The 13,794-nt window shown below is 47.0% G+C and carries 12 protein-coding genes; 10 read left to right on the forward strand and 2 right to left on the reverse strand.

What is annotated here, in order from left to right; all coding sequences use genetic code 11:
• Positions 1–179: 179 nt before the first annotated feature.
• The 9 genes from L985_RS06325 (at position 180) to L985_RS06365 (ending at position 10,956) form a co-directional block, all read left to right on the forward strand.
• Positions 180–1,658: an AraC family transcriptional regulator gene (locus tag L985_RS06325; RefSeq protein WP_052169516.1), complete on the forward strand. Its 1,479-nt coding sequence runs from the start codon at positions 180–182 to the stop codon at positions 1,656–1,658.
• Positions 1,659–1,985: 327 nt separating this feature from the next.
• On the forward strand, positions 1,986–3,680 hold the full coding sequence (locus L985_RS06330; protein WP_052169515.1) for an IucA/IucC family protein: 1,695 nt from the start codon (positions 1,986–1,988) through the stop codon (positions 3,678–3,680).
• On the forward strand, positions 3,637–5,262 hold the full coding sequence (locus L985_RS06335) for an IucA/IucC family protein (RefSeq protein WP_052169514.1): 1,626 nt from the start codon (positions 3,637–3,639) through the stop codon (positions 5,260–5,262). The genes L985_RS06330 and L985_RS06335 overlap by 44 nt, the downstream gene beginning before the upstream one ends.
• The gene (locus L985_RS06340) at positions 5,249–6,445 is read left to right on the forward strand and encodes an AMP-binding protein (RefSeq protein ID WP_047396108.1); all 1,197 of its coding nucleotides are present in this window, start codon (positions 5,249–5,251) and stop codon (positions 6,443–6,445) included. The genes L985_RS06335 and L985_RS06340 overlap by 14 nt, the downstream gene beginning before the upstream one ends.
• Positions 6,433–6,684 carry a phosphopantetheine-binding protein gene (locus L985_RS06345; protein WP_029341315.1) on the forward strand — a complete coding sequence of 84 codons (252 nt, stop codon included), beginning with the start codon at positions 6,433–6,435 and terminating at the stop codon, positions 6,682–6,684. Before L985_RS06340 ends, L985_RS06345 begins: the two co-directional genes overlap by 13 nt.
• Positions 6,677–7,675, forward strand: a complete 999-nt coding sequence (locus tag L985_RS06350) for a DUF6005 family protein (RefSeq protein WP_029341316.1) — start codon at positions 6,677–6,679, stop codon at positions 7,673–7,675. Before L985_RS06345 ends, L985_RS06350 begins: the two co-directional genes overlap by 8 nt.
• Complete coding sequence (locus L985_RS06355) at positions 7,623–8,450, forward strand: sugar phosphate isomerase/epimerase family protein (RefSeq protein WP_029341317.1); 828 nt, start codon at positions 7,623–7,625, stop codon at positions 8,448–8,450. The genes L985_RS06350 and L985_RS06355 overlap by 53 nt, the downstream gene beginning before the upstream one ends.
• Before the next feature lie 94 nt (positions 8,451–8,544).
• Positions 8,545–9,657, forward strand: a complete 1,113-nt coding sequence (locus tag L985_RS06360; RefSeq protein ID WP_029341318.1) for a glycerol dehydrogenase — start codon at positions 8,545–8,547, stop codon at positions 9,655–9,657.
• A gap of 147 nt (positions 9,658–9,804) precedes the next feature.
• Complete coding sequence (locus tag L985_RS06365) at positions 9,805–10,956, forward strand: FAD/NAD(P)-binding protein (protein ID WP_047396103.1); 1,152 nt, start codon at positions 9,805–9,807, stop codon at positions 10,954–10,956.
• A gap of 61 nt (positions 10,957–11,017) precedes the next feature.
• Here the strand turns inward: L985_RS06365 and L985_RS06370 are convergent, their stop codons facing one another.
• Together L985_RS06370 and L985_RS06375 are read right to left on the reverse strand one after the other, a co-directional pair.
• Positions 11,018–11,956, reverse strand: a complete 939-nt coding sequence (locus L985_RS06370) for a peptidoglycan DD-metalloendopeptidase family protein (RefSeq protein ID WP_047396100.1) — start codon at positions 11,954–11,956, stop codon at positions 11,018–11,020.
• Positions 11,957–12,214: 258 nt separating this feature from the next.
• Positions 12,215–12,952, reverse strand: coding sequence for a peptidoglycan DD-metalloendopeptidase family protein (locus L985_RS06375; protein ID WP_047396097.1), 738 nt, complete (start codon positions 12,950–12,952; stop codon positions 12,215–12,217).
• 326 nt (positions 12,953–13,278) lie between these two features.
• On the opposite strand from L985_RS06375, the gene L985_RS06380 reads away from it, so the two are divergent.
• Complete coding sequence (locus L985_RS06380; RefSeq protein ID WP_047396095.1) at positions 13,279–13,740, forward strand: NUDIX hydrolase; 462 nt, start codon at positions 13,279–13,281, stop codon at positions 13,738–13,740.
• Positions 13,741–13,794: the final 54 nt, after the last annotated feature.

Here is a 13,794-nt window from a genome sequence, read left to right on the forward strand (position 1 = left end):
GGGTGAAGGGACTTTTTTGTTGTGACGGTGGAACGTACTTTAGCAACAGTTGTTGACAAAAACCGGCAGAGTGATGCTATAGTGTTAACGAAAATGATATTCATTATCAATTAGGGAAATTCAAAGTTGATATACGAAAAAAACATCAGGTAGCAAATGTTTTTAGGAGTGAGTTGGAAATGACAGAAGCACTACATACATTTCGAGTGAGGAAACACGCATTACAAACAGGAGGACAATTGGCGTTACGTCCGAGTTTGATCGTCGTCATACAAGGCGCTGGCATTACCTACACGGAAAGAAAACGTCTAGAGGCGGGAGAAGCCTGTTTCGTCAAGAAATCAGGTGAACGATTCATCGTTCAGGAGGGGCATTGTCTTTTGTATCAGTTAGAGGTTGAACTGACGCCATTTCCAATCTTCCGACAACCAACGAATGAACTAGTGGAGTGCTTAGAACGAATGCACAGTTGTCCAGAAACAATAACCGGTTCTCTTAGACAGCATCGCTATCTGTATCAACTGCTGGAGCAATTAAGTGAACGTCGTCATGAGCAGACGTTTGAGGAAGTGACGTCCCAGTGGTTAGAAGAACTCGGGAAATCAAGAACAGTCAGTGACTTGGCAAATGAGTTGAACATGTCACTGCCGACGTTTTCTCGTCAATTCAAAAAGCACTACGATCAATCACCAAAGGAACTGATTCATCAATTGCGGATGCAACGGGCGAAGGAGTGGATGATTGCACATCCAGATTGGACGATTGCTGAGATCGCAGAACGTGTATCAATCAATGATGAATTTTATTTCAGTCGTCTCTTTAAAAAACGTGAGGGACTATCACCAAGTCAGTACCGGAAACGGTTGATTCCACGGGTCGGAATCTGGAGTCAGGCGTTGTTGCAAGATCACTTATTGGCACTTGGCATTCAACCGGTCATCGCACCGTCTTTTCCGACACAATATCGTGCGAACGGGGTTCCAGACTTTTTAAGTGAAATCGAAGGTACACGACTATACGACGCGTCAGCAACGATTTTACCGGAATGGTTCGAGACATCAAATCTCGATCTCGTTTTACGGACACCGATACGAGGTGAATCACCATCTATGTTGACGTCTTGTCCGGTCATCGATATTCCGAAACAAACTTGTTGGAAGGATTACTTGTATGCTGTTGCTACGGCAACCGATATGCTTGAGCGAGCGACTGATATCATCAACGAAGTCGAGACGCTTGAAACAATTGTGAAGCAACAGTTCGAATTCAATCGGAATGTGACATGGGCCGTCATTTGGATCAGAGACTCAGAAATCAGACTTTACGGACGAACAGGGCATACGATGTTGGATTTTCTGTTCAATGAAATCGGTCTACGAGCAGTGGAAGGACTTCCGCATACCGTCTACATGACGATCGGTCTAGAAACATTACAGCAGTTGGATCCGGATGGTCTGTTCATACTGTGGAGTCAACCTGCAGATGTGGAACGAATTCGAGGAACGAAGGCGTGGCAAACGCTTCGTGCCGTTAGGACGGGGCGTATATTTTACCCAGACAGTGTCGATTGGGATCCGTGGGGACCACTTGGGAGAATGCATATGTTACGTCAATTGCATACGAATATCAGTGATAGGAACTGTTTTGTTTGTCCATGAAGAATGAAAAGAAAATCCATGTCACTCACCATTGATAATGATTATCATTACAGGTGGAGTTCACAATGAGGCAGAGAAGGCTGATAAATGAACCTAAAAAGTCGTCGCCTTGTCGTACGAATGTTAGGGAGGATCGTTTGTTTGATTGGTGTTAAATCTCACGACGATACGTGACTTCTGGCATTTGATTGATTGTGAAAACGGATTGAAGGAACTTGAAAACGTTTTACTTAACATAAGTGCGTATACGTACCATCAAAAACGGGGAAACCCGTTTTTCTATTGTTATGGAATGAGAATGATTTTCAATAAGAGGAGGAGTAGAGCGTGCGAACATGCGAAGAACAAATCGAGCGATTAGCGACCGAGGTGACGCTTCAATCGTTCATGAACAGCTACATCAGAGAAGTGAACCCGGGCGAATGGGTCAACGAGAGACCGTTTGATGCATCCGAAATATCCTCTTTTTATTGGATGAAACCGTATCTCATCGAAATCAAACGTCGTTCCATCATCGGACGCCACGAGATTGGAATAATCCGTGAAGAGACAAAAAGCGGATGGCGGGAAGTGTCAGCCATGTCCTGTATCATCACCTTTTGCATCAGGCTTCAACAAAAAGATCCGGATCAGACGGACTTACTCTTTCGTGTTCTTGACAGTCACCGGACAATCCAATTGATTTTGGAGGAACAACTGAATGCACAAGAGCAAGAGACGTTCATCGATTATGAACAACGCTTGTGGTGTGGTCATTGGTTCCATCCGACCCCGAAAAGTAGAGTCGGTATGACCGACTGGCAACAAAAAGCGTATGCGCCTGAATTCCGTCAGCCGTTTCAACTTCACTATTTTACGGTACATGAGACATTGCTCGAGGAGCGTTCAGGTAGCTACGAGACGATTAGTCAGCTGATGGAGAACCAACTGGCTAACTCAATTCAGGCGACAGCACAAGAGCGAATCGTTCCGATTCATCCGCTTCAAGCCGAGTATCTGTTGCGTCAGCCGACAGTCGAGCTGTGGATCGAGCAAGGTATTCTCCGTTATCATGGTGCAACTGGACCACTCTATAACGCAACTTCGTCGCTCCGGACCGTCGAAGCACTCGACCGAAGTCATATGTTGAAGTTATCCATACCTGTCCAAGTGACGAACTCAAGACGCGTCAATAAGCGGCATGAATTAGAGGCTGGTTATTTGATGTATCGCTTGTTTCGTCATCTGTCTCTGCCTGATACGTTTGACCTCATTCACGATCCTGCATATTTAGCGATACGGACTAAACAAGAGACCGGATTCGAAGTCATTTTGCGAGAGCCAGCACCCCACGCGGTAAATGTTGCAGCACTCGTCCAACCAGCATTGCCGGATTCAGAATCACTCCTGTTGCGGCTCATCCGGCAGTCAGGATCCATTGAAACGGAGCATGTCACTCGGTGGTGGAAACAGTACTTGGAGTTGACGTTAGGAGCGATCGTTACACTATATGAGGAACAAGGAATCGGGCTCGAGGCACATCAACAAAATAGTCTCATTACATTTGAAAAAGGATGGCCAGTTCGATATCACGTCCGGGATAATCAAGGCTATTACTTAGCAGACACGAATCGAGATTCCTTCATCCTGCTAGAACCGGAGTTGAAGCATACGACGTTGTTCTACTCAGAAGAAGTCATTGCTGAGCGTTTGACGTACTACATGATTTGGAACCATCTAGCGAGTGTCATCGACCGATTGGCAGCAGACACATTATTGAACGAAGAAGTTGCTATCGCGTTACTGCGTGAATGGTGTCAGGTACGAGTTGAAAATCTAGAAGGGAGAGGCAGAGCTTGGCTTTTGATGTTGTTAGAATCGTCGACACTTCCATACAAGGCGAATTTACTAACACGCCTTCAAGGACTCGATGAACTCGAAGTCGAGGGGGAACGGGTTTGTTTCGTCGACTTGGATAATCCGTTACGGGAGGGAAACTATGCTTTACGACAGCAAAACACGCATCTGCAAACAACTTCTTGAGAGTCTGTTATTTGAGCGGATTCTTCCTTTTACTGAAACGATTGTCGGAACAAAGCATTGTTTTACATTCCACTTAAAAGATAGTGAAGTGACAGTCGAAGGCAAACGTGGTCCGTTCGACCGAATACGGCTCGACATCAAGACGTTACGCTCATCGAAGTCATCCGGCGTCAATGACTGGTTTGAGTATCTTTTGACGCAATTGCCGATCTCGGACGACTTTCAGGAAGAGTTGCGACGTACACATGATTTCGATGACTTGTCGCAGCGACATCGTCTACGAATCCACCGAGCAGGCTTCGGTTATGAAGAGTTGGAGCAGACCATCATCGAAGGGCATCCCTACCATCCTTGCTTCAAATCAAGAATTGGCTTTTCGCGTGCCGATCACGAGGCATATGGACCTGAAGCGGGCAATCGCTTCCAGTTGCATTGGGTCGCCTTGCCGCCTACGCTCGTTCAAGGAAATGGGATCATGCCGATTCGACGAATACTTGGACAGCATAAACTTCACGGTTTTTTGGAAAAGCTAGAGAGCTTGAATCGAATCGATTATCAGATTCTTCCTGTCCACCCATGGCAATGGTCACGTATCAAGCAGGAGGTGGCGCAAGTCGGAGGTATCGACTTAGGAGAAGGCGGGGTATTCGTGCAAGCGACGCAGTCGATTCGAACCGTTTTTTGTCCAGGTCACCCCGAACTACCGCATATCAAATTGCCACTCGACTTGAAGCAAACGTCAGCCGTTCGGACTTTTGCCGTGCCGAATGTCGTGGCAGCTCCTGCAGTATCGGATTGGTTGAAAAAACAGGCGAGTGAATTGCCGGTGACGCTGTTATCTGAATTTGCTTCATGCGTCGGCTCGAGCGGTCCACTTGCGGGTCGGGTCGGCTGTGTCTTTCGAGAAAACGTCTTGACGTATGCTCAACCGGGCGAGCAAGTCATGCCTTTGACGGCACTTGCTCAAATCGAGGTCGACGGAAGACATTTTCTAGGACCGTGGTTGGAACGATATGGTCATGAACGGTGGCTTCGTCGATTCTTCGTTGTCTATCTCGAACCGATCATCCGACTCGTCACTGAGAAAGGAATCGGTGTGGAAGCTCACGCCCAGAATACGTTACTTGTCTTACGGGACGGATGGCCGGAACGGATCATTCTCCGCGATTTTCATGATAGCGTCGAGTTCGTCACCGAGTTACTCGACGATCCATCGGATGTACCCGATTTTAAGAGGCTACATCCTGATTTTGATGCACCGCTCAACACGTATTACGAAATGTCACACCCGCTTGCCTTACGCGAACTGCTGTACGATACATTATTCGTCTATCATTTGACGGAACTAGCGTATCAACTTGAACAGACGGAGAACTTGAGTGAAGCGACGTTCTTTGATTGGATGCATCAGACGATCGAAGGATTGCCGATTGATCGAGACCGACTAGAACGAATCGGATGGTACGAACAAAGAGTAACAGCAGAAGCCTTACTGGCACCACGGTTTGGTTTGACGAATCAAATCGATGTAAAGAATTCACTCGTTCAACGAGGAGAGGAAGACGATCATGCTATGGATTGAGAAAGAATGGGTGACAGAAGAAGAATTGACGACACATGAACTGGTGAAGCAATCGTTCATAACGGAAGGGAAGACCGTAGCCATCTGTACGTCAGATACAAAAGCGTGGTTAGCCCTTTGTCTTGCGATGCGCCGAATGAATGGAACGATCCTGCCCATTCATCCGGATACGCCAGTTTCCGGTGCTGAGCGTCTAGCGACACAAGCCGGATGTGGTTATTTGATTTATCAAGAGACCATCGTTTCGCTTCCGGAAGCAGAAAAACGTGCGGGTGGATTGATTCAATTCAGTTCCGGTACAACGGGGCTACCAAAAATCATTCACCGGACATGGGAGTCGATCGAGACGGAACTGAATGCTTATACGAACAGTTTTCCGCTGACGACGAAAGCGACGATCGTTGCTTGTCCGACGACGCACTCATTCGGATTACTGTGTGGAGTGTTCGCGACTTTAAGACGTGGAGCAACACCAGTCATCCTACAAGACTTCTCACCGCGTCATGTGCTAGCAATCCATCGTTTGCATCCGGACGCGATCATCTATACGGCACCGGGACTGGCGTATGCGATGAGTTTGTTCCCGCAAACAGTTCACGCAGTGATGATTTCCGGGATGACATTACCAGAAAAGTGGTTCCGTTCGATTGAACGGAAGACACATCATTTGCTTCAACAATATGGCTGTTCAGAAATCGGCTGTATCGCACTTCATCCGAATCCGTCGAGTCCGCAAGCGATCGGCTTTCCACTAGAGCATCTTGAGATTGAAACGGGCACGAAGGGAAAACCAGCAGAATTAGTCGTTTCGCAACAAGGCGTACGGATCGGTACGAAGGATTTGATGTACTTTGAAGACGGGCTGCACTTTCTTAGCCGGCTCGATGAGATGATCAATGTGTCTGGCTTATCCGTCTATCCAGGGGAAGTCGAAGATGTCTTGTATCAGCTTCCGACCGTCGAGACTGTCGTCGTCTTTAAACGAATGGATGCGTTTCAAGGAGAGCGCGTCTGCGCTCAACTCGTGACGACAGCATCAGAGGAAGAACTGAAACAACATTGTATGAAGCATCTCGCACCACATCAACGACCGACGGAGTGGCAAATCGTTGAGCAAATCGAGCTGTCTGCGAATGGGAAAGTGAGTAGAAAACGATTGGGGGAACAAACATGTCCCGTTTAACGATTGCGCAATTCGAAGATATACTGACCGAACAGCTCGAATGGTCATCATCTGTCGCTGTCTCGACAACAGACTCTCTACGAGATGATCTAGGACTCGATTCGATGCGCTTGATTCATCTGTTGCTTCACCTTGAATTGGAACACGGGTTAGTGATTCCCGATGAGCACATGTCAGCCCTGCCCAAAATGCGAGTAGAAGAGTTGATGTCTGTTTTACAGGAGGTCGCACATGATTAAAGTACACTGTCTCGTCAGTTGCGTCTGCGAGACGATCAAACGATCGGACGCGGACCATCGTCCCTATTACTTTGGCGTGTGGGACTCTTCGTTCTCCTTGTCAGCCGATTATGTCCTCTCACATCATGATGAGAAGATCGATCATCAGGAGATGCTTGTTTGGTATGAACAGCTTTATGGCATACCTGTCGAAGAATGGTATGATCACGAGCAATCAAAGGAACTGAATATCGCACATCTTATTAAACGAGTCGAACAGAAAAACGAGGACGAGTCAGTGATTGTCATGTTGGATTTAGCTAGTCTACCTGAGCGCGAAAATAAATTTCACCATGATGTGTTTCCCCACTACGTCATGTTAGAGGCGACAGAAAATCCGGAAGTATGGCACATGCTTGATCCTGATTTCCGATATGAAGGTGATGTTGCACGCGAGCGTATTCTGGAAGCGGTACGTCATCCTGCTGTCGCTGGTGGGTTCGCGTTTCAGAGTACGGATGTTCGAATACCGGACGCGACGACGGTAAGTGCCTATTTCATGAGTTGTCTAAACGTACATCATCCATTGACCGAGGCAGTCAGACGTGTTGTGCATCACTATCGTAAACAACCTGAGGGATTACCGAATGCCTTAAAGCAGTTACCTGTCATTGCCATTCGAAAATACGCCTATGAGCATGCATTTGCTTATTTATATGAAACGATTGGACGCGACTTGCAGACATCTGATTTTGAAGAATGGACGGATGAGGTTGAAACATTAGTCAATCAATACTCTGTCATCCAGCATCGGGCTGTTAAATATGCTGTAACGCGTCAACCGGAAGTGTACTTGGAAATCGAACGATTGATCGAAGAACAATGGGCACGGGAGAGTGCAATTAAACGGCAACTCGTCGACACGTTCCATGCGTATCAACGACAGGAGGGGATTGAACATGAAACTCGCACTTTGCACGATCAGCTATCGGCATCATCTGCGTTCATTTAATGATTTGATCGATTTTGCTTCAGAAGAACGCTTTGACGCCATTGATATCTGGGGCGTTCATGCTGAACATTTAAGGATGGAAGAAGTCGATCGGCTGAACTCGTCCCATCTGAACGTCAGTATGTTGAGTCATTATTTAAATTTAAACGCATCGATGTCAGAACTACTTGCGGAGACAAAACGACTCTCGCGATTAGCGACACGAATCGGAACGGAGCGTATCCGCATCTTTGCTGGTAATGAGGCGAGCCATACCTTATCCGATGCAAAATGGGATCAACTCGTTTATCGATTGAAGGGGATTTGTCGTGTCCTTGATCCTGCAGGACAGCGATTATTACTTGAATTTCATCCGAACACTGCAACGGATACGGTTGCGGCAACGATACGTTTATTACAAGCGATCAATCACCCGGCATGTCGGATCAACTTTGACGTCTTACACGTCATCGAATCAAAGGCAGATCCCGTCGAAGCATACTTCAGACTTGCAGCGTATGTGGATCACCTACACTTAAAAACAGTGGCGAATGCTGAACAGTTTTCAGTTTTTGAACCAGCAAATGTCTATGCGGCAAGCGGATCGCGGGAAGGGATGGTTCCATTGTTCGAAGGGATCGTCGATTATCACCGGTTCTTTGAAGACGTTTCAGGTCATCTCGATCACTTGACGGCTAGCCTCGAATGGTTCGGTCCTGATCCGGACGAGCGATTAAGAAGTGATCGGAGTCTCATCACACAAGCTCTTGAAAGAGTACCCGTTTTGTCAAAATGATTCGAATCGATGGGGTTTAAACGTTAGTAGAAAAGGAAATTCCTCTACTGTATGTCATTGACTATCGTGTCCCTTACAGAAAGGATGTTGAAACATGTCAGAACGTGTCTTCATTAGTCCCTCAAAGTATGTCCAAGGAAAGGATGTCATTGACCGGCTCGGTACATATGTGAGCCCGTTCGGTGAAAAAGCGCTCGTCATCGCGGATGATGTCGTCTGGAAAATCGTCAAGGAACGCGTTGAACAATCGTTGTCTAGTGAAAACGTCGGCATCGAGAAAGCCGATTTCAGTGGCGAAGCCTCACGGCATGAAGTAAAACGAATCGCGGAGCAAGCAAAAGCGGCAGATGTTCGGTTCGTCATGGGTGTCGGTGGCGGGAAAACGCTCGATACGGCAAAAGCGGTCTCAGATGAGCTGAACGTGTCCGTCGTCATCGTTCCGACGCTTGCTTCGACCGATGCCCCGACGAGTGCTTTGTCCGTCATCTATTCCGACGAAGGGATTTTCGAAAGTTATCGCTTCTATAAGAAGAATCCTGATCTCGTTCTCGTCGATACGAAACTGATTGCGCAAGCGCCGGCGCGTTTCTTTGCGTCCGGAATCGCCGATGCGCTCGCGACTTGGGTCGAGGTTCGGAGTGTCGTCGCTTTTGGTGGACAGACGATGGCAGGCGGGCGACCGACAATTGCGGCACAAGCGATTGCCAAACGGTGTGAGGAAGTCTTGTTCGAGCATGGACGACTGGCGTATGAATCCGTCCAGGCGCAAGTCGTCACACCAGCACTCGAAGCCGTCGTTGAGGCGAATACGCTCTTAAGTGGACTCGGTTTCGAGAGTGGTGGATTAGCTGCAGCCCATGCCATCCATAACGGTTTTACGGCGCTTGACGGTGAGATTCACCACTTGACGCACGGGGAGAAGGTCGCCTTTGGTACACTCGTCCAGTTGGCGCTCGAAGAACATCCACAAGAAGAGATTGAACGCTACATCGCGCTCTACACGGATCTTGGTCTACCGGTGACGCTCGAGGACGTCAAGCTAAAGGATGCGTCGCGTGAAGATATCGTCAAGGTCGGCGAGGCAGCGACCGCTGAAGGTGAGACGATCCACAGCGGTTTCAACGTCACGGCGGACGAAGTCGCGGATGCGATCATCGCAGCCGATCGCTATTCAAAAGCGTATCTAGCGAAACATGCTTCTTCCTGATTGATGCGTTCAAATCCGCTTCCTCTACCGAGAGGAAGCGGATTTTTTATGAGTCTATATCGATTTGCCCTTGAATTCTTCTTAAAAACACGCTATCTTTATAAAACGTAATGATTACGATTTAATTCAGGTAATGGAGTTTTTGTGATGACGGATCGATATGAATGGGTGATTGTTGGCGGAGGAATTCATGGGATGACGGTATTTAATGCCTTAAGTGAAAAAGGAATAGACCGAAAGATGATTCGAATCATCGACCGTCATGAGCAGCCACTTATGAACTGGCGTAAACAGACCGAACGGATTGGCATGCCTTACTTACGTTCGACACGTGTTCACCACACTTCGACGAATCCGACGAGTCTCAGACATCATGCTGAAGAACAAGATTACACACATCAAGCCTTCAAGGATACATACGGGCGACCATCCTTGGAACTATTTAACGACCATGCCCTTCAATTGGCGCAACGAAATGAAGTGGAGGCGAGCTGGGTACAAGGAGAAGTCACACGACTAAGACGAGAAAGTGGAACGTGGATCGTCTCGACAGGTGAAAGAGATTTATTGGCAAACCGTGTCGTTCTCGCTCTCGGGCAATCGGAGCATCACGTCATGCCAGAGTGGGCGAAATCGGCGCGTCATCTGTTCTTATCAAAACAAGACACACCACCGGTCGTCATCATCGGAGGTGGGATCAGTGCGCTGCATCATACGATTCAATGTGCTGAGCGCTATCCCGGGCAGGTGATCCTCCTTTCACGACGTCCGCTCGAAAAAAGTGCGTTCGATGCGGATCGGAAGTTCATGGGACCAAAAGGACTTACACCATTCAAGTCCTTGTCGGCTAGCGAAAAACGAGCGTTGATCGTACAGGAGCGTCGCCCCGGAACGGCAACACAGGACTTGATTCAACGTGTCCGACATTTGATTCGGGAAGGGATCATCAATCATGTGATCGGTGAAGTTGAGCAGGAAGTCGGAAGCGGAGTAAAGCTGACGGATGACCGCATCATCACCGCTGAATCGATTATTTGCGCAACGGGTATCCGTCCGATGGTCGTCGAAGGATCATGGCTTGAAGCCGTACAGCAAGAGTTGAAGCTACCCTTATCGCCTTGCCGGACACCGTTACTGGATGAAACGACTTTTGAATGGGGAGAGAACTTATTCGCAACTGGCAGTCTCGCTGACTTGACAGTCGGACCATTCGCTCGATCGATTTACGGGGGACAAGCCGCAGCACGTGCGATTGTCTCAACGATTCAAGTGAAGCAGAATACGCTTGTTTCCGTTTAAAAGAATAGGGAAAGCCCCGACCACATGACTTATCAATGACGTCATGCGGTCGGGGCTTTTTTTAGAGATAATCAAGTGGATTGACGCTGCTGCCAGCTGATGTTGCGCTGTAGACGTACGATCCCTTATGAAGTTCAAAATGTAAATGTGTTCCGAAGGCGTTACCTGTCTCACCGACTGTACCAACTTTTTGACCTTGCGCGACGGTTTGACCGACCGAGACGGAGCGACTATTCATATGTGCATACAGACTGATGAACGGCGATCCGTTGACAGTGTGTGAGACCATGACGTAGTTGCCGTATGCGCCTTTATACTGCGAAGTGATGACCTTACCGCTTGCTGTTGCATAGACTGGAGTGCCTTTCGCTGTGCCATAATCGATGCCGTTATGGAACGTATAGCCGTAAGCGCCGCTTGCCTTACCGTAACCTTGCGTGATTGGACCACTCGTTGGTGTCGCGAAGTTTTTTGACGTAGAGGCTTTTGATGCGCCACTGCTGTTTGTCAGTGTCAAGACAGCATATTTCGAGACGTAGTCAGCGTGAACGAATCGTTTGTCGCCACCGTATAGGAACTTGATCCAGTCACCTGTCCGACCGAGGTAGCGGAATGTTTCGCCTTTATCGACACTTCCGACGACTGCACTGCTCGTCGAGTTGCTGCTACGAACGCGAAGATTGTCGACGTTGATTTTAATCTTATAGATACGTGTTACAGAATATTTCTTAACATATGTAGAAGAGACGTAGACTTTTTTCGAACCGTAGAGGATTTTTGTCCAGTTCCCTGTCCGACCGAGATACTTGTATGTGTCACCTTTTTCAAAACTCGTGACCGTACCGTAAGACGTTGAAGGACCAGTTCGAGCACGTAAGCCGTCTTCCATGACCTTTACCTTATAGAACGTCGTTGCTGCATCCGCACGTGGGATGGCAAACGAAGCAACACTCGCCACAGCGATCGCTGTCGCAGAGACACCTTTCCAAAAACCATGCATGATTCATTCCTCCTGAGTATGTAATCTGTGTGACCAAACCGTTATGTAAATTTCATAGATGAGTATAACATTTACGAAAATGTTTAATTGTTACATTCACATTTCGATATTATTTCAATAAATTATATTAAACAGACTTAATTTTATCTATTTACCAATTGTCGACAAATTCATTTGACAAGATTGGATGGAATTGGATAAGATGAAATGCCATATGAATAACAAAAAAGGTACCCCGAATGAGGTACCTTGAAATGCTTATAAGAAAGCGAGTGGGTTGACACTGCTTGCTGCAGAAGAACCGCTGTAGACGTAGTTTCCGCGGTGGATCTCGAAGTGTAAGTGAGACCCAAACGAGTTACCTGTACTACCGACAGCTCCGATGTTAGCGCCTTTCGGGATCGATTGACCGACGAAGACGGAACGTTTACTAAGGTGAGCATACACTGTTGTGTACGAAATACCGTTCACTTTATGTTCGACCATGACATGGTTTCCATATGCTCCCTGATATGACGACTTGATGACTTTTCCGGCAGCGGCTGCTTTAACTGGTGTTCCAGTAGGTGCTCCGAAGTCGATACCGTTATGGAACGTGTAACCGTATTTGCCGCTAGCGTTTCCGTAACCTTGCGTGATCGGTCCGCTTGTCGGACGCATGAAACCAGTCGACGAAGAGAAAGATGCTTTTTTCGCTGATTTACTAGAAGCGCTGTACTTCTTGACGTAACCTGAATAGACGAAGCGTTTTTCGCCTTTATGCATGATCTTCGTCCAGTTCCCTGTCCGACCGAGATATTTGAATGTTTGACCCGCATTGACGCCGTCGACGATGCGGTGTTTTAACGATGGACCAGTCCGGACACGTAGTCCGTCTGCTTTGATCTTAACTTTATACGATGAGCCTGAAGAGGCTTCAACCTTACCTGTACCCGTAGCTGCAAAACCTGAAACAACGAGGGCGCTCATTGCTAACGTCGTGATTGTTCGTTTCATGAATGTTCCTCCTAAGTTGAATATCTAGTGTTGTCGTCGGAATGACATCTATAGAAGTGGATGCGTTTAGTGTGTGTTGAAGTGAGTAATGCGGTCATTTGACTAACGAGAGTATAGCATTCAAACATCAGACGGTTGTGTTTCAATTTGATTGCTTAAATATATTCTAATAACAATTGTTGTAATATTGAATACATATTCAATCTCAAAATCCTTTAAAATCAAGATGAATCCGTGTTACAACGAGATGAATTTGATGACAAAATGCAATCGTGGGAAATGATGAGAAAGTATGGGAGTCTAATAAGAAGAGAGTAGGTAATGGGATGGATTTGACGTTTACAGTAAATCAAAAAAAGCTTAACATTCGCGCAGTGGCGCTGTTGATTCAAGATGGACATCTTTTGATTCATCGTCAAGGAGAAGATAATTTTTGGTCATTACCGGGAGGGCGCGTCCAGTTCGGTGAAAGTGGTGCCAAAGCGATTGAACGTGAATTAGTAGAAGAACTCGGTCAGTCGATTGAGCCACCGGTCTTCCGTTTCCTGCATGAAAATTTCTTTGAGTACGCCGATCACCAGTTTCATGAACTAGGAATGTTTTATGATGTCGTTTGCAGAAAACCGCTGCCTTTATTAACAGAGGATTTTTACGGTCCAGAAGGTGAAGGATTGACGTATCGCTTCGTTCCGTTCGATAAACTGGATCAGTATACGTTGTATCCAAGCGAATTATCAAAAATGATTCAAACAAATGTGTTTCCGACACTACTGACGAATGACATCTGACTTTTCCAGAAAAACGTTTATAGATGTATCGCAAGGGAATGGTTAATCATGTAG

Source organism: Exiguobacterium sp. ZWU0009, assembly GCF_000798935.2.
GTDB classification, from domain to species: Bacteria; Bacillota; Bacilli; order Exiguobacteriales; family Exiguobacteriaceae; genus Exiguobacterium_A; species Exiguobacterium_A acetylicum.

What these genes read in the sequence shown, in the direction of transcription:
- L985_RS06375 (WP_047396097.1), bottom strand. Translation starts at nt 12,952, where the DNA reads ATGAAACGAACAATCACGACGTTAGCAATGAGCGCCCTCGTTGTTTCA.
- L985_RS06335 (WP_052169514.1), top strand. Translation starts at nt 3,637, where the DNA reads ATGCTTTACGACAGCAAAACACGCATCTGCAAACAACTTCTTGAGAGT.
- L985_RS06345 (WP_029341315.1), top strand. Translation starts at nt 6,433, where the DNA reads ATGTCCCGTTTAACGATTGCGCAATTCGAAGATATACTGACCGAACAG.
- L985_RS06370 (WP_047396100.1), bottom strand. Translation starts at nt 11,956, where the DNA reads ATGCATGGTTTTTGGAAAGGTGTCTCTGCGACAGCGATCGCTGTGGCG.
- L985_RS06325 (WP_052169516.1), top strand. Translation starts at nt 180, where the DNA reads ATGACAGAAGCACTACATACATTTCGAGTGAGGAAACACGCATTACAA.
- L985_RS06380 (WP_047396095.1), top strand. Translation starts at nt 13,279, where the DNA reads ATGGATTTGACGTTTACAGTAAATCAAAAAAAGCTTAACATTCGCGCA.
- L985_RS06340 (WP_047396108.1), top strand. Translation starts at nt 5,249, where the DNA reads ATGCTATGGATTGAGAAAGAATGGGTGACAGAAGAAGAATTGACGACA.
- L985_RS06365 (WP_047396103.1), top strand. Translation starts at nt 9,805, where the DNA reads ATGACGGATCGATATGAATGGGTGATTGTTGGCGGAGGAATTCATGGG.
- L985_RS06355 (WP_029341317.1), top strand. Translation starts at nt 7,623, where the DNA reads ATGAAACTCGCACTTTGCACGATCAGCTATCGGCATCATCTGCGTTCA.
- L985_RS06360 (WP_029341318.1), top strand. Translation starts at nt 8,545, where the DNA reads ATGTCAGAACGTGTCTTCATTAGTCCCTCAAAGTATGTCCAAGGAAAG.
- L985_RS06350 (WP_029341316.1), top strand. Translation starts at nt 6,677, where the DNA reads ATGATTAAAGTACACTGTCTCGTCAGTTGCGTCTGCGAGACGATCAAA.